The following is a 15,682-nucleotide window of genomic DNA, read 5'->3' as shown; positions in this document are numbered from 1 at the left end:
TATTTTTTATTATAAAAAATAATCTACTATATTTGTAGAGTATTCAGAATTGCATGATGCAATACCAACCGAGTGCAGGCACCGCGGTGGTAAATTAATACGGGTTTCGACCAAAATAAACGTCACAGAACGATTATTTTCCCCAACAAGATCTGGATACAGTTTATGGTTTAATCCTTTAAATTTTTAAATTGTATGGCTACTACAACAAATCTTTACCAACACTTACTGGAAAAATTCAGTTATTATTCAACAGATGAACTGATCCAGCTCAACAACGACACCATCTTAGGACAAGGCTGGGGTTCAGCCAAGGCAACCTTTAGAACAGCTTTGATCAGTACGTTCTCCAAAAGAGGACTGGATCTTTCCAACATCATTTCCAAGGAAGACGGTTTTACCTCGGTGAAGCATGTCCCTGTACGCTTGGAACAGAATGTCCTGATTCCTTTACAGTAAAGCCCTATAAACGCAAAAAGAGTAGGCCTAGCCTACTCTTTCGTCAATGAGTGGTGATATCTTAATGTATGATTGAGCGAATGGGCTGTTTGTCGAGCGTCGTCTTTGTAGGACGAGAGATCGCCGCAATTTTGAATTTCTGCCACATTCACTTTCTTTCTTACTTTGCTGATGACCTGATTTAATTCCGATTTCCAGTTGCCCGGGTCGCCAAAATCGTCCATCCAATTTTTGTTGATAAACTTTTTGTAGTTCAAAAGCAAAATATACAATTCCTCACCACTACCGGCGCGATTGATTGACGTGCGCCAGTTCTCTAATTTTTCTTTAAAACTCATAACCAGCAATATACAAAAAAAATACGACTTGACCAAATTTTTAGACTTTTACAGTGCGTATTGACAAAGATCTGACAGGACAATCTCCTTTCCTCGCGGTCGCCAATTTCATGAAAACTGTTATCTCTATCCACTGCAGCCTGAGCGCTTAAAAAGTTGTAATTTAGTTGAAGAAATTAGCATGCGATACAATGACCCTTCTATTTTCAACCGCAATAGTTCCAAGAAATAAATAATTAATTGATGACTAAACTTTATTATGATTACGGGGTCTCATTAAAAAGAGAAAACATGATTATTTGTTTTCAAATTTAACCCGATGCCCTATATAATGTCAAAATTTACGTTTAAAACCATCCTAGTTCTTTTTATATTAGCTACTGCCACACCTGCGATGTGCGCTAAATTAGCGCATGCTAATCCTGCTACTTTTTTCTTTCAGGAACATCTGGGTGATGGTTACAGCAAAATCGGATCACGCATTTATTATCGTGGCAAAGAAATTCCAAACGCCAATGCTAGTTCGTTTCAATTTTTAGGTTCGGGTTACGCCAAGGATAGCTGGAAGGTATATTTTCGGGGGTCAATACTAACTGATGGCAGCCCATCTACTTTCCAATTTCTTGGAGACGGTTATGCTAGCGATGCCTGGAAAGTTTACTTTTATGGCAAGCCATTGTCAAACGTAACAATTTCTACCTTCAAGACACTGGGAAGTGGTTACAGCAAAGACGCGTGGAAAGTCTACTATTTAGGCAAGGAAATTAATGGGGCAAACGCTTCGAGCTTTGAAAATCTCGGTCGGGGGTATGCGAAAGATAATTGGAACAGCTATTATAGGGGCGAAAAGAACGATAGATTTGCTGATCCTACCACACAGCCTCTTGGCGGTCAATACGCCAAAGACAGCTGGTCTGTGTTTTATAAAAATAAGAAAGTGGAAGGGGCTTCTGCTTCAACCTTTGAATACATGGGTGATGGCTATGCCAAAGACGCTTGGGCAGTTTACTATCAGGGAATAAAAGTTACCGGCGCTTCGGCATCCACCTTTAAAGCACTTGGAGGAGGGTATGCAAAAGACTCCTGGACGGTTTTCTATCGCGGCCAAGAGTTGAAAGGGGCGAGTGCTTCCACCTTTGAATATTTGGATAACGGCTATGCGGGAGATGCATGGAGCAAGTTTTATAAAGGTAAAAAATTGGATAATTGAAAATAGACGACGGGATTATTCTATCGAAAAATTCCAATTTCCTAATACTTTCGGTATCTCCCAGGATTCAGCTTTGGCCTTATAATTATTAAAGTGACCTTTTTCCCAAGTGGTAATATGGTAACCTTTACAGAACTTACAATAATAAGCCCTTTTGCAGGCATCTTTACCCATCCTGTGTTTGATACGTTTACCATCCAGTTTGTTTTTCATCCGGGATCTGAACTTAAAGTGAAGCATTGCCCATTGCGCCTCAATTAAAGAAGGAAATCCAACTTTACCAGTAGCTCGGCATTTCCAGGTATTGTCCCTTACTTTTTCCATAATCTATCTATTAAAGTTCATCTATTCAATTTTATTGCTCCTTTTCTATTGGCACCTGCATCATGACCCATTCTCTGATATGTTTTGCAATTTTATCGGATACCTCAAAATTATACCTTCCCTCAAAAGGGATTTTGAGCAGGATACGCAATCGGCCCCGTTTCAGTTGCAGGCAAGCTTGGATCATATCCAAAGGTATAGCCTTATCCCGGTCTATCTTTTGTACAAATCCCTTCGTGCTATTGACAACTTCCTTTAAGCTGCGCTGCTCGCCACAAGTCAGATTTTCGTCCATCGCAGTTCTTAAATAAAGGCTGACTATACCATTTTTATAAGTAAAAATCCCGATATCCTTATAGGATATCTTTTGGGACAAGATTTTATTATTGAGCAGGAATACTTCCTGTTCCAGATCCATGGATCTTAACAGAGCTAAGTCTATTTCATCCATTGCATCCACATCTCTATCTTCCCCTGCTGTTTCCAGGATCTCTTTCAGCTCTTCGATGCCCGGAGAAAGCAGCTCAATCTGCTCCTGGAGATCTATCGTTCTTGATTCCTGCTGCAGGATAGTTTCTTTCTGTTCTAAAATCAATATTTTTTGCCTGTGGTAAACAGCGACGTAGAAATAAACTGTATAGGACATGTTCAGGACCAGAATACCGCTAAATATGACCATTAAAGGAAACAGCAGCCATTCATCCTTCGCCTGTGGATCGGGGCCAATGATCCAGAACAATAAAAGCGTCGGAAGTATGCAGCAAAAAAATAATTGCATACCGGCGCGTTTTTCGGGGTTAACCAGCCAGTTCTGCTTTTTGTCTAATATTACGATAACCAATCGTATATAAAAGAAAATAATCGCTACCATCAATACAAAAAATAGATAGCTATAGGTTACCGGCCAGTCTAAAAGCCATTCCGCCAAGGCGCCCCGATAGCCCAGATACCAACAGAATCCTCCAAAAATGAAAGATGCAATCAACTGCCAGATCCCATCGGGATACTGCACCGTCAATGTTCTATTATCCTGATATCTATTTTTGCTAAAACTTTTCATGTACAGACGACATTTTAATAACGCTATTAAAATTTACATACTTATTTTTGTTATATAAATTTAGCCAATTATTTATTAAACGATGTCCAACTAACTTAAATCAATGCTTTTGCATCGTTTTACGGTTCAAATAATTCCCCTGCTGGATGAAAAATTTAATTCTTTGTTGCTAGAAAATCCTATTTCGCTGTCAAGAAATTAGCCCTCATTGTAAAAAATTGACCTTCATTGAAATGGTTGGGATATTCACTGAAATTTCATGCTATAGTGGGTAAATTTATAGCGTAAAACTTCACTGATTATTAAACCATAAATCATGAGGACGATAAAGAAATTTAGACTGCTATTTAGCCGCAATTATGTATTTATTGCAATTGCTGTACTGATTACCTTATATGGGATTTTCTGGGCCCGGTCACATAGCGAACGCGTCTATAGCATCGGGGCAATGATCATTCTTATCCCATTTCTGGAAATGCGTGGCCAAGAACGCGTCATGCAGCTTTTCGTTATCTTTTTTGTCTGTATTCAGGTCAGCAGCATAGCACTATTTGACCGCCTTCCCTACCAGCTGCTGATCAGCTCACAACCCTTTTGGACAGCTGTAAAAAAGGGCATACCGACAGCCTTTATCATCTGCACGATGGCAAATCTGTTTTTCTGGAGAAAGACAGACATTTTCAAACTTTATGGGATCCAATTTCCCATCATGATCATTGCATGTGCCTGGTATATCCGTATGCTGCTGATCATGGTTAATTGCCAGCATATCCCAAATGCAAAAGCTGTACGGATACCCGCCATTGTTATCCAGAAATGCCCTGCTTGCTGTGACTTATACGAACTATGGTTTTCGTTCAATTATGAAGGTCAGGAAGAAAAAGTTTCGATTAATGTCAATCCCCAACTACATGAACAGACCAACGAAGGAGATTCACTCATACTTCAGATGCATCCCGGGAGATTTGGCTGGCCGTGGTACCATAAAGATATCAAAAGGAGGTACAGATGATCGTAAGTTTACAGAAGCTGACAACGCTCATAGAAGCTTTGGTTTATCTTGATAACAAAGATATTCCAAACCGTTTGGGTGAGATCGCCGAGGCCTGCAATACTAATTTTGCATTGGCACTACAAGCCCATCGGGAGATTATTCAGGTAAATAATGCACGTCAGGCTATCCAAATCTACCATACTCAATTGTTGCGGCTACACTCTTTGTTGTATAGCTTCTGTAACGTACGTAAAATTGTGAGTTCTGCAGCGCTATTTGCCCTAGAAGAATTACTTGAGCGAATCGAACAGCTCTTTAAAAAAGATATTGATCCCTATACGCCGCTGCCGGAGCATTATCATCTGAAGCTGCATGAATATGTATACGAACATATGCCCTATATTCTGGATAAGTTGGCTCAGAAAAGCATACCTAAAGCCTATCTCACCGAGATCCTTTCGGGTATGGACAGCCTATTTGAAAATGGCAAGATTCCCTATATTCAATACCGACATCAGAACTACCTAACCAAAATGATCGAATCACTTTGCCAATTGGCTGAAGACAAGCGCCAGAGTAAAAACTGGCATTACCGCTTTTTGATTCTGATGGTCAATTTCAATTTTAACCACATGGGCTTCTTCAATCGCTGGAAAGAACTTTACAATTCAGACCCATCCTTTATGGATGCCTTGTTACGCTTCCCCAAACACTTCTCCTGTATCCCGGACTTTGCATATGATAGCAACCGTAGGAGCTTGCTCAAGTTGATGCGCGGGTACATGGAGGATGAAAAAATCTCTCCATCAGCAACAATGCAGGATTATCCCCAACAATTTATTCAAAGCAATTTTAATGGCAAAGAGCTCAAACTTTGGATGCATATATCTGTCAAAGCGAATATTATGTGGTCGTCAGAGAAAAAAGAAGTTGCCGAGGTGTTTTCCAGGCTTGTCAAAACGAGGGAAGGCACCTTACTTTCTGCACATAGCCTGATCCGAATGGACAAAAGTGCCGAATTTCATACAGCGCTCCGTATCCGCAAAGTATTGAATACGATGCTTGACGAACTGAATAGACAGTTTCCTGACTTAAATAAATAAAACATAAAAATTTAAAAAACAGGGGGTATGCCATCGCTACACCCCCTCATCATATTCGTTCTATCTATCAAAACAAGCCTTAAGACGCCAAAAATCAACGGTTTTACCAAGAATCCTCTGCTGATCTTTTTATCGCATAATACATCTTCATTACATCCCAGTCGTTATTTAAATCCAATAGAGGCAGGTGCACTTTCCAACTTAACCATTTCGCTACACCTGCTCCGGCCTATTTTCCATACTACCTTTGTTTTACAGCGTACGAGAAAGTAGAAGCTGACGCTCAGGCAGGCCGCTGTATCCAATTGTATGGGCAAATACGGCGCCCTGTTTTTGAAACGACGAAAAATAGTAAAACAGCGGTAGGCAATAATAAATACCATGATCTAAATAATTAAAGTTATGGAAAGGAATAAAAAAAGCAACATGATATACAAGATCATCCGTGCAGCAATGATACTTTTTTGGGTTTATGTGGGGATGGAGAAACTCTGGCAGCTTGGGGCATTCAAGATTGCCCTGGAGCAGCAGCCAGTGATCAGTTCTCTGGCTCCAATACTCTTTTGGCTACTTCCGCTTATGGAAATTGGTGTTGGCGTATTGCTAGCGATACCATCAGCGAGGTTGTGCTCCCGGGGATGGAAAGTTTCGACCATACTTATTATAGCTTTTAGTATCTATATCGGTCTTGGCATCCTCAATGTATATGACAAGAAACCTTGCATGTGTACCAGTTTTTTGAGCAATATTTCCTGGACAGCACATTTGATCTTTAATCTCATTATTCTTGGCCTATCGATAACCGGATGGCGATTGCACCGTAAGACGATCAACTACGGCGAGCGTGCACTAACAGGCCGAACAAATATCGCATTATTACTGATAGGCTTTATGGCAACGGGAGCCATCAGTTACTGTAATATCCACTATACGAAGTCAAAGGATATTTGGTACGCACCAGATAGCATTTACGACTATTGGGAGCCCAATACTGCCAGCAGCAATGTAAAAGGTCTGCTGGTATCTACATACGATCGGTACACAGGACCATACCGACAATTATTTACCAAAAGTTTGCAAACTGGCAGCTTTACTAATCAATTACCAGTTTGCAATACAGAAAGGAGGGTAGCATTATGCTAACCAAATTTTTAAACAATTATGGCTACATGATATTAGGCGGAGCCATGATTATCGGATTCTCAGCATTTAAAGGTGCTGAAGCTTATGCAGGAAAAAGTTTAGATCCTGTGACAGTGTATTTTCATGGGAATCCAACAATTCCCAATGAGGTAGAGAATTTGTCGAAATGGGATACATCTCCTAATGGCAAAAGTTGTAATAACCAAGATGAGCTCGCTTGTGCAGTTCAAGTTGATCCAACAGACCTTAACAGTTCTGGAACATCTTTCGACTCGAGCAAAATAGCAATCGAAGCAACTTCTACCAGCTCTGGATACATTCCTTCGTTGGAACCTGGGTATAGCCCTATGCAGTTTAATCCGATTAATCGAAATTAGAGATTCGACTTGCATCAATTAATAGTGGCCCTATACAGGGCCACTATTATCGTAAATTAACGTGGATTTTGAGGAATTCCTGCTATCCTCACAATATCTGCCGGCAGAGGTAATGCATACCGGTTTTCGTTGGGCAAAAGCCTGTATTCTTTCCCATCGACTACTCTTTTTAAGACGATCTCCTGCCCTTCCAGATTTAATCGTTTGATATCCATCCACCTCAGCCCTCGATAGACCAGCTCTTTCCGTCTTTCGCTTAATATCACTTTCAGCACCTCCCCCGCCTCCGTCAAAAGATAAGGTTTATAGGTTCCTGATTTATATCGCGTCGCCAAAAGTTTATTAAGATCTGCTTGCGCTTCCACCAACTTGCCCGCCCGCGCCAGGCATTCCGCTCGGACCAGATACATTTCATCTGTGGCCACGCCGCCAAATAAAAGCGTACTTCCCGAGTATTGCCCCTTAAAATTAACTGTGTTAGCTGCCAATTTAAAATAAGCCTGCTTCCGCAGATCATTAGGGTCATAAGAACGATACAGCGTAGAATCAATATTCGAATACGCATTGGTCAATATGGTTGCCTTCAGTTCCATATAGAATGTAGTCTCTTTATTGAATAAACTAAAGGGAAAAGCGGCCGTCAATTTCACCTCATTGCTGTTATTGTAATCAAGAAGCTCATTTCGTCGTTGCAAATAAAGGTCGGCGTATTTTAATGCTAGATCATATTGACGCATCGACAGGTGGGCTCTTGCCAAAACCCCATATACGGCTGGCTTACTTGGCTGCACCACATGATCCGATTCCAATGGCAGAAGCGAAATCGAAGTTTCCAGATCTGCGATCACTTTTTTATAACTATCCTCCACGGAGGCCCGTACAGATTTTACATTAAAATCCGATGTTTCCCGAAGAACAATACCTAGATCCGTCTCAGCGGTATTCTGCTGAAAGCCTTTGGCATAAGTCCACAACAAACTGAGATAACTATTCGCACGAAAAAATAGGGCAACGCCTTTAATACCATCCCATTTTGCAGCATTCTGTTCATTTCTATCAATTTTATCAAGACGCTCCAATACGAGATTAGCTATATATACAACATTGTACATGCTCGACCAATCATTGGAAAAATTATATTGGGAGTCCTCCCAGATATAATCCAGCTTCTCCATGTCATTCAATCCTTTATAATTGTTTTCAGGAACATAATAATCATCGCAGGCCTTTTCACCACGTGAACAAAAATTATTGTTCATTACACGTACATTGTCCAGTAGTTTCTGTAAGTCATCCAGTTCTTTGGGTACAACCAATTTATTATTGGATTGTACATCCAAATATTTATCACAAGCCCCGAAAATTAGTGTAGCAAAGCCCAGGGTTATACTTATAATTATTGTTTTCATCTCTTAATAATCTATTTGAATTCCCAATGAAAATGTTTTTGGAGGGGTTAGACGATATGCAAATTCAGGATCAATATGTTGCCTATTAGCTTTCCAGATTACACCTAGGTTAGCAATATTTCCATACAGCCTAAATTTCATTTCGTTCTTGCCAGGTACCCTATGTTCCCAGGCGGCATTAATATATTCCAAGCGGATATGGTCTCCTTTAAGTATCTGGATTTCTGATTGGGTATAAAAAGCACTGAGATTATCATTTATCGGATACTCCATTTTAGGCATGCTGGTCTGCTTTTCATCGCCAGGCTTCATCCAGCGATTTTCAAAATCGGGATAAGCCACACCCTGCTCGAAGAGTGAGTAGTAAGACGTGGACGGCTTTTGAAAATAATAATCAGCTTTAAAGCTCATGTTAAAAGACATCGAAAATGCTTTCCACGCAAAAGTATTGATGAGATTGCCAAACAGCTGGGGTTTGGAGGAACCAATAAAGACAATACTTTCTGAATCCGAAGCGTTTTGTAGAGACGCATTTCTGATCTTGAGATATTCTGTGCTGACTTCACCGTTCAGGTATCCCTGTGGCTGCCCCTTTTCATTCAGTCCAGCCCATCGATAAGCCGCTATTGCATTTAAAGGTCGTCCTACTATCGGCGTGATACCATTGCCATTACCGAGAAAATTGCCGAGCCCTTGGTTCACACTTCTATAATATGCGGTCGTTTTGTTCTTATTCAGGCCTACTACCAGACTCGTACTCCATTTGAGCCTATTTATTGTATTAATACTATTCAGAGCCAGATCGAGTCCATGACCACGCATGGCGCCGACATTTTTAACCACTGTTGCCTGTGCTCCCCATGTTGTATAATCATAATCTGTGGTACCATACAGGTCTTTTCCATTTTTCACATAATAGTCAACACTGCCTGAGATCCGGTTTTTAAGTAACGCATAATCCACTCCTAGATTGAAAGTTCCGACCTTCTCCCATCGGAGTGAAGGATCATTTAGGTTTCGGATACTCAACATGGGGTAATTCGTATATCGTGCTGTCTCGATATTTGCAATGGGTTCGGGCGTCCTGGTCAGATCAACGTTACCACTGTAACCAAATGTGGCTCTGAGCTTGAGATTATCCAACCAAGGCAGCTCCATAAATTGCTCTTTGCCGAGATCCCAAAAACCACCCACAGACCATAGTGGTGACCATTTATCATTTGTATTGGCTCCAAATATATTGGCTCCATCCTGCCTAAAACTGAAAGAAATGCCATATTTCTCCTTCCATATATCAGAAAAATTGATGTATGTTGAAACAAACCTATTGACCGTTTTTGTGAAATCCGGACTTCCCACTATTGTTTGTAATAGTGCGTCGGGACTCGTGCGGTAAAGGTTTATAAAGTCAACAGCCTGCGAAGTCAGGGGGATACTGTTGTATCCATACACAGTATAGGCTCCTCCACGCTGCGTATTCTGCCGCATCTCCGCACCAACGATGCCAATTAAGTGGTGCGCACTCAATCGTTGATCTAAATTGAGCTGACTACGCACGGTGTACGACTGCCCCTCACTTTCACCAATTTTATTAATTCCCGCACGCGGCACCGGATAGCTTACTTTTCCAGTCACCGGATCCACCTGTGTAAATTTATTGATCAACAGTCGAGCACTATAACTTTCCATTTCACTTAAAAACTCACTCTTGGAAGCCTGCTTTTGATATTGTCCTGAAGCGGTTAACTTGAGGTAGGGCAAGATCTGATAAGATATACCGGCCGATGCAAAGAGCTCAGTCAAGTTTTTGGTAGTCTTCGAATAGTTATATTCCGACAGCGGATAGTAAGACCAGTCTAAATAATAAGCACCAAAATTCTGGTCGAGATACGACCTTCTAAAATCCCCGTCAAACGATATTTCCTTACCGTTATTATCAAAGAACTGCATATAGGGAACCGATTTGCTACCATAGCTCAGGCTGGAATAATCAGGTCTCCCCGATTGATCCCTATGATCGGTATAGTTCACATTCAGATCGACCTGCAGGTTTGCGATCGGACGATAACTATTTGAAAATAGCAGATTCCATTTTCTATTTCGGCTATCCAATTCAGTTGTTGTTTTCGTGTAGCCTAATCCTAACCCATAACTGCTTTTTGCATTGCCACCGGCGATATGCAAATTATACTGCATGGACATCGGTGATCTATAAAAAGCGTCTGAATAATTCTTCAAACCGTCCTGCGCCAAGAGGTTATTGATTGCTTCTGCGGAGTCCAATGACGAAATCTTTCCATTTTTTGTACGGTCCAAAATATCAATTACGGGGGTCATTGCTACATAAGGAAATGATTGTAGAAAAACATCATAATGTCCCCCATCGAACAGCATCTTTTCAATAGCTATAAAATCAGCATTCGGAACCTGATATAGCTGCGACAGATTTGGGCGATCTTTAAAGATCATCGTACTTCCAAACGTAATTTTATTGCGGGTATTTGTCCCTATCATACCTTTCTTGGTGGTCAGTACAATTACACCATTTCCTGCCCGGGCGCCCCATATAGCACTCGCCGCAGCATCTTTCAAAACCGTAGCCGACTCGATCATCGCGGGGTCTATGTTGGTAATATCACCCTCATAGATAAACCCGTCCAGCACAATTAAAGGATCAAGATTACCGTTAATGGTACTTAGTCCCCGAACAGAAACATTTAGCTTCTGCTGCATAGCATTTTTGATCGGCTGATTGTCAAAGCGAATAGCGGGTACAACATTGTTAAGACGCTGCAGGATATTGGTCCCTACCTGCTGATCCAACATTTTTCGGGAAATTACATTTATAGCCCCCGTGACTTCGTTTGCCCGAAGTGTCTGATAGCCGGTATTCACCTGTACCTCCTGCAAATAGTTTTCTTCCTTTTGAAGCAATATCACTGCATTATCTCTAAAATAACCTCCGGCCACAGTGCGGCCGTGATATCCCACCAAACTGACTGTCAACGAGTCCCTATCGACAACACCAATTAAAGCAAACTGCCCCTTGTCATCAGTACGCGTTACCTGCTGTTTATTCATCACGCGAATGTTGGCATTCGGCACAGGAGATCTATCCGTACTATTTAGTATGCGTCCTTTAATCTCCATCCGTTGCATCTGCTGAGCCTTGCCCAGCAAGATGCTTACGCTGCATAGCAGCGTTAATAATCCAACTTTCATTACTTCGGACTAGTAGATTGGATAAACTAAAGGATAAGTTCTGTATTCTTTCACAGCACTAAACACTATCCCTCTTTCGTTCAGAAAAGTTAACTTTTCTTGTTCTGTCCACCGGACAAAGCCAGCAGGTATGGTGATATCGATATTAAAATTTTCCTTCTCTTGCAGTTCAGTCGGAAGATCAAAAGCATAAAAGAGATTCTGCAGAAACAGACCGATAGGGATATTCTGATAGAAAGCCTCTTCACCTATCCCTTGAAACCGTGCAATTGAAGCCTTTCCACTGGTAAGAATGTTTTTGATCTTATCGGAGAATCGTATTTTATACAGTTCGATGCTGTCGCTTTTACGCGCAACAGCAATTTTAAAATAGTTCTGAAATTCTCGATAAAAAATATCCGCAAATTGTGAGCTGGATACCGAGTCATCGGTATAAAACTGATACCAATACTTATTTTGGGTGCTATTTACATTCAACAACTTTTCTTTGAATTGTCTACCGAGACGAGCATCTATGACCAGATCATTTTGTCGGAATCCTTTGAGCGCCTGCCCATAGGCTTGAAAGAGCATAAACTGTAGACTCTGATTGCCCATTTGAAGGAACGTTGTCCCATTCTTATGATTCAGATTCGGGTAAACAGGCAGGTAATGTTCCCTATATCCTCCAAATGCAGAAATGTAATGCACCCCCACAGTATCCAGTAGCGGTTCAGCAGCACTTCGAGTGAGGTTTTTATAATTGCCTTCGTTCTTTAACACGGCATTTCCATCCAGCAAAGCCTGAATATTTTTGTCCGTCAAAGAATGCGAGCTGGTCATGGCAATAAAGACACCATATGTATCAACTACCGCCAATGCAGGTAGGGTATTATGCGCAAACAATGCGGTAAATATGGTATCATCTAATACTGTGGGTAGAGAGGGCGTAAAATTAAAATCAGCTTTAAATTTCTCAAATCTTGTCTTTATCCGTTTTGCTGTATCTTTATTCCGCTTACTATTGACCATTATAACCTGTATGTTAGCCGGAAAACGCTGCTGTATCCATTCCATTTTAGGAATACCTTCAATGCAGCTCGGACAACCTGTTGACCAGAAGTCTAAAAAGATCAGCTTCCCTTTCAGATCAGCGAACTTGATTGTTTTCTTTTTCCCATTAAAATAATGGAGTTCAAGCGACTGGTTCCATACCGCATCTGGAACCTTATCGCCCGGCTTTAGCGCAACAAGATTGGAGAGCCCATCGGTCCCGCTGTCCTTGCGGGGCGTCTGAGCCGATAAACTAAACATAGAAACTAAACATAAAAACAAGCATGACAAAACCATGCGATGCGCACGCTTATAATCTGCAACAAATAAAAAACATTTTAAAGCCTGCTGAACAACTAAACCTATTGATCCAAGCAAAGTATTGGCTCGCAACACCAAAGCCTTGCAGATCGACTTAAAGAACCATAAAACAGATCGTTCAGATTCTACTTCATAAGTCAATCTAGCATTTCCCACCTGCTGAAAAGCTTGCTTTTGTTGTGTGGGTCTTGTGCAATCGTTTAGTTGTCCTTGTGTATAACAAGGGCTTAGCAAGGGTGAACCTAGGGTCGCGCTATAGTCAAGCTTGTGTGTTTCTTGTGCCAAGCTATAGTCGACCATTACCAGATTAATTCCTGCCGAATTTTTACATTTCATCGGATTTTCATCGAGTCTGCATCGGGTTTTGATCGGTGTAACCCGATGAGATCCCGATGAAAACTCAATACCAATAGCATGAAAGGCAGAAGTTGGGGCGAAGTTGGTCAGGCAAAAGTCCGAAGAAGGTGATACCTTTTCCTCTCTTCGGCTGGCCTTCGGCTCAGCTTCGAGACTTCTTCGGGACATGGTCGAGACATGTTCGGGAGCTCTTCGACTCGGCTTCGGCAGGGCTTCGAGTACGCTTCGACTCCTACCCGAAGCGCAGTCGAACAACAGTCGAAGCATTCCCGAAGATGAGGCGACGCTGATACGACGCAGTGTCGAACGATCCTCGAACAAAACCCGAAGGCTGCCCGAAGAATCTGCTTTTTTTAGAAGTTTCTGAGCGCTAATCGTACAGCGCTTTTTTAGCAGGATCGAGGGACCTTTAAAGTACGTTTTTCCTTGTCTAATTTTCTTACGCAAATTTTGCGTAATTAGTACTATATCTGTGCTTAAGTAGTGCTTCACAGGTACTTGAAATATATAGGTTATATAGCCCTTTAATAAGGCTAAAAATTTCAGGATATTCATTATTTTTTTGTCAGTGGTTACTTTGATAACCTACTGAAAAACTCCGCGACCTTTTTGCTCAATTCTAGCTCTTTTCCGATGCGCTCTTCAGCTTCTGCTGAAAGTTGCATTTTACGCAGGTCTATATGGCGATAATTGGCGACATTGTAGGCGATCAATACGCGATACAATGCAGTTGCAAATTCCTGCATTTCCTCATCTTTCAGGAGCCTATTCTCTCCTGAGCCACCATCAAGATACGTGCTCAATAGTTGCAGTATATTAGCAGAAATAGCATCTAAGGCATAATGATTCCAGAATGCCTCAATCTCCTTTATAGGGGTGTAATCGACCTTATGGACATCATAAATCATCCAGTCAAAAGCAAATTGTAGTGCTAAAATCCTGTTCATTTTTCAGTAAGTCTTCGTAACCGAAAGTACATAGCATCCCCTCTCCGATCGAAATCAGCTTTTTATTGGGAGCCTGATGTTACTCAGTTCACATTAGTAATAATTAATTCATTCTGGGAGCCAGAGCGCGTTTGATTGAGGGGTCACACAGGTGTATAATATTGGCGTTACGCGTTCCATGGCAAAGAGAAGCCAAATCTAATTTGGCCAAACCAGCCGAGCTACTCGGGGGCTGTGATGATGTTCTTTGATCTTTGTTTTTTGTTCATAACTCGTTTGATTTATAAAAACGAGTCTTTTTTAGTAGGTATTAGAGACGGCAATGGCGCGACATCCAACCCACTGTTAACGAGGCCCTGAGAAGCCCATGGAACGAGTAAGCGGGACGCCACGCCATTACCGACGGGCGCTTGATCCACTTATCGCCTTGTTCCATTTGAAATTTCTCAGGTTTCGTTAACAAGACTCATAAGTGCATCCACCTATTAAGATGATGCAAATGTATTGTTTTAATATGCTAAAGACAAATAATTCATCCCAAAAGTGGCTTTAAATATTATTAAAGCAGTTTTTATTGACAAATAATCGTATCTTTATATCAAAGGTACCGAATTTGATTTTGGTAACAAACGGGTAACTTACCCGTATTTTACGGATTTATTTTAATCAGGTAATTATGAGTGTTGCATTTCAAGATGAAAGAAAAATTAAACAAGGTGAAGTTGTGGCAAAGCTTCGTAGGATGCAAGGAATTAAGCAGGATGCGTTAGGTAAAATGTGTCCAAGTAATTTTTCTCAACAGAAAATATCAGATCTCGAAAGTCAAATCGTTATTGAGGAACCTACCCTTGAAGAATTAGCTACAGCACTAGGTGTCACTGTCGAATTCATCAAAAATTTTAATGATGATAACGCTATCTATAATATTCAACACAATCATGATTTTAAAGATCATGCCGTCGCACATCAAAACCATCAACCAATATTTAATGAAACTCCCAAATTAACGTCGCTTTTAGAAAAACTCATTCACGATGATGAAGTTAAAACTAAAGCTATCTTGGATTTGACCAAAGTTGTTGCTGATTTGACGGAAGAGGTGAAGAGGTTGAAGGGTGAAAATTGATCCGCTATTATAAGGAGGTATTTTAAACGAGCTATTGAGATATCGAAAGACATGTAGCATAGCTCGGTAGCCTCGTGCTTCGTTCGGGACGACGAAGTGGTAGGTTCGAAACCTGACACCCCGACTGAGAAGCCTACAAAGGCGGTCAAAACCCCTCTAATCGTATGATTAGAGGGGTTTTTCTTTTTTTCTTACCCCAATCTGTTCAAGTAAAACCAAAGAAAAGGTGACCTATTCGGTTACCCATTTTCTATTCCTAA

14 protein-coding genes and 1 riboswitch are annotated in these 15,682 nt (G+C 41.0%); of the genes, 7 read left to right on the top strand and 7 right to left on the bottom strand.

The window, feature by feature from the left end:
- Positions 1-34: 34 nt before the first annotated feature.
- Positions 35-128, top strand: a riboswitch (SAM-I-IV-variant riboswitch).
- A gap of 67 nt (positions 129-195) precedes the next feature.
- Entirely contained in the window at positions 196-459 is a 264-nt protein-coding gene (locus tag L1283_RS00605) for a 5-oxoprolinase (RefSeq protein WP_070567048.1), read from the top strand.
- 32 nt (positions 460-491) lie between these two features.
- On the opposite strand, the gene L1283_RS00600 is transcribed toward L1283_RS00605, so the two are convergent.
- Positions 492-797: a hypothetical protein gene (locus L1283_RS00600; RefSeq protein WP_201638795.1), complete on the bottom strand. Its 306-nt coding sequence runs from the start codon at positions 795-797 to the stop codon at positions 492-494.
- Positions 798-1,128: 331 nt separating this feature from the next.
- Between L1283_RS00600 and L1283_RS00595 the strand changes: the two genes are divergently transcribed.
- Entirely contained in the window at positions 1,129-2,007 is an 879-nt protein-coding gene (locus L1283_RS00595; RefSeq protein WP_201638793.1) for a DKNYY domain-containing protein, read from the top strand.
- A gap of 15 nt (positions 2,008-2,022) precedes the next feature.
- Here L1283_RS00595 and L1283_RS00590 read toward each other — a convergent pair whose 3' ends face one another.
- Together L1283_RS00590 and L1283_RS00585 are read right to left on the bottom strand one after the other, a co-directional pair.
- Positions 2,023-2,331, bottom strand: a complete 309-nt coding sequence (locus tag L1283_RS00590; protein WP_429625619.1) for a hypothetical protein — start codon at positions 2,329-2,331, stop codon at positions 2,023-2,025.
- Between the two features lie 31 nt (positions 2,332-2,362).
- Positions 2,363-3,391 carry a hypothetical protein gene (locus L1283_RS00585; RefSeq protein ID WP_070567060.1) on the bottom strand — a complete coding sequence of 343 codons (1,029 nt, stop codon included), beginning with the start codon at positions 3,389-3,391 and terminating at the stop codon, positions 2,363-2,365.
- A gap of 316 nt (positions 3,392-3,707) precedes the next feature.
- Between L1283_RS00585 and L1283_RS00580 the strand changes: the two genes are divergently transcribed.
- From L1283_RS00580 to L1283_RS00565, 4 genes are all read left to right on the top strand, one after another.
- Positions 3,708-4,403, top strand: a complete 696-nt coding sequence (locus tag L1283_RS00580) for a hypothetical protein (RefSeq protein WP_429625618.1) — start codon at positions 3,708-3,710, stop codon at positions 4,401-4,403.
- Positions 4,400-5,488 (top strand): hypothetical protein, encoded by a 1,089-nt coding sequence (locus L1283_RS00575; protein WP_201638785.1) that lies wholly within the window; start codon positions 4,400-4,402, stop codon positions 5,486-5,488. Before L1283_RS00580 ends, L1283_RS00575 begins: the two co-directional genes overlap by 4 nt.
- A gap of 426 nt (positions 5,489-5,914) precedes the next feature.
- A complete protein-coding gene (locus L1283_RS00570) occupies positions 5,915-6,631 on the top strand; it encodes a MauE/DoxX family redox-associated membrane protein (RefSeq protein WP_429625617.1) in 717 nt (238 codons plus the stop codon).
- The gene (locus L1283_RS00565; RefSeq protein ID WP_429625616.1) at positions 6,625-7,008 is read left to right on the top strand and encodes a hypothetical protein; all 384 of its coding nucleotides are present in this window, start codon (positions 6,625-6,627) and stop codon (positions 7,006-7,008) included. The genes L1283_RS00570 and L1283_RS00565 overlap by 7 nt, the downstream gene beginning before the upstream one ends.
- 56 nt (positions 7,009-7,064) lie before the next feature.
- Here L1283_RS00565 and L1283_RS00560 read toward each other — a convergent pair whose 3' ends face one another.
- The 4 genes from L1283_RS00560 to L1283_RS00545 all read right to left on the bottom strand — a co-directional run bounded on the left by L1283_RS00560 (position 7,065) and on the right by L1283_RS00545 (position 14,296).
- Entirely contained in the window at positions 7,065-8,417 is a 1,353-nt protein-coding gene (locus L1283_RS00560) for a RagB/SusD family nutrient uptake outer membrane protein (RefSeq protein WP_429625615.1), read from the bottom strand.
- Positions 8,418-8,420: 3 nt separating this feature from the next.
- On the bottom strand, positions 8,421-11,639 hold the full coding sequence (locus L1283_RS00555; RefSeq protein ID WP_429625614.1) for a SusC/RagA family TonB-linked outer membrane protein: 3,219 nt from the start codon (positions 11,637-11,639) through the stop codon (positions 8,421-8,423).
- 9 nt (positions 11,640-11,648) lie between these two features.
- On the bottom strand, positions 11,649-13,796 hold the full coding sequence (locus L1283_RS00550) for a TlpA family protein disulfide reductase (RefSeq protein WP_429625613.1): 2,148 nt from the start codon (positions 13,794-13,796) through the stop codon (positions 11,649-11,651).
- A gap of 125 nt (positions 13,797-13,921) precedes the next feature.
- Positions 13,922-14,296: a hypothetical protein gene (locus tag L1283_RS00545; protein WP_429625611.1), complete on the bottom strand. Its 375-nt coding sequence runs from the start codon at positions 14,294-14,296 to the stop codon at positions 13,922-13,924.
- 676 nt (positions 14,297-14,972) lie between these two features.
- Between L1283_RS00545 and L1283_RS00540 the strand changes: the two genes are divergently transcribed.
- A complete protein-coding gene (locus L1283_RS00540; protein ID WP_201638771.1) occupies positions 14,973-15,422 on the top strand; it encodes a helix-turn-helix domain-containing protein in 450 nt (149 codons plus the stop codon).
- Positions 15,423-15,682: the final 260 nt, after the last annotated feature.

Source organism: Sphingobacterium sp. HSC-15S19 (assembly GCF_050433745.1).
Taxonomy (GTDB): domain Bacteria; phylum Bacteroidota; class Bacteroidia; order Sphingobacteriales; family Sphingobacteriaceae; genus Sphingobacterium; species Sphingobacterium siyangense.
This window is presented reverse-complemented; position numbering and strand designations above follow the sequence as displayed.

Coding starts and splice junctions, on each gene's coding strand:
- L1283_RS00605 (WP_070567048.1), top strand. CDS start 196: ATGGCTACTACAACAAATCTTTACCAACACTTACTGGAAAAATTCAGT.
- L1283_RS00600 (WP_201638795.1), bottom strand. CDS start 797: ATGAGTTTTAAAGAAAAATTAGAGAACTGGCGCACGTCAATCAATCGC.
- L1283_RS00595 (WP_201638793.1), top strand. CDS start 1,129: ATGTCAAAATTTACGTTTAAAACCATCCTAGTTCTTTTTATATTAGCT.
- L1283_RS00590 (WP_429625619.1), bottom strand. CDS start 2,331: ATGGAAAAAGTAAGGGACAATACCTGGAAATGCCGAGCTACTGGTAAA.
- L1283_RS00585 (WP_070567060.1), bottom strand. CDS start 3,391: ATGAAAAGTTTTAGCAAAAATAGATATCAGGATAATAGAACATTGACG.
- L1283_RS00580 (WP_429625618.1), top strand. CDS start 3,708: ATGAGGACGATAAAGAAATTTAGACTGCTATTTAGCCGCAATTATGTA.
- L1283_RS00575 (WP_201638785.1), top strand. CDS start 4,400: ATGATCGTAAGTTTACAGAAGCTGACAACGCTCATAGAAGCTTTGGTT.
- L1283_RS00570 (WP_429625617.1), top strand. CDS start 5,915: ATGATATACAAGATCATCCGTGCAGCAATGATACTTTTTTGGGTTTAT.
- L1283_RS00565 (WP_429625616.1), top strand. CDS start 6,625: ATGCTAACCAAATTTTTAAACAATTATGGCTACATGATATTAGGCGGA.
- L1283_RS00560 (WP_429625615.1), bottom strand. CDS start 8,417: ATGAAAACAATAATTATAAGTATAACCCTGGGCTTTGCTACACTAATT.
- L1283_RS00555 (WP_429625614.1), bottom strand. CDS start 11,639: ATGAAAGTTGGATTATTAACGCTGCTATGCAGCGTAAGCATCTTGCTG.
- L1283_RS00545 (WP_429625611.1), bottom strand. CDS start 14,296: ATGAACAGGATTTTAGCACTACAATTTGCTTTTGACTGGATGATTTAT.
- L1283_RS00540 (WP_201638771.1), top strand. CDS start 14,973: ATGAGTGTTGCATTTCAAGATGAAAGAAAAATTAAACAAGGTGAAGTT.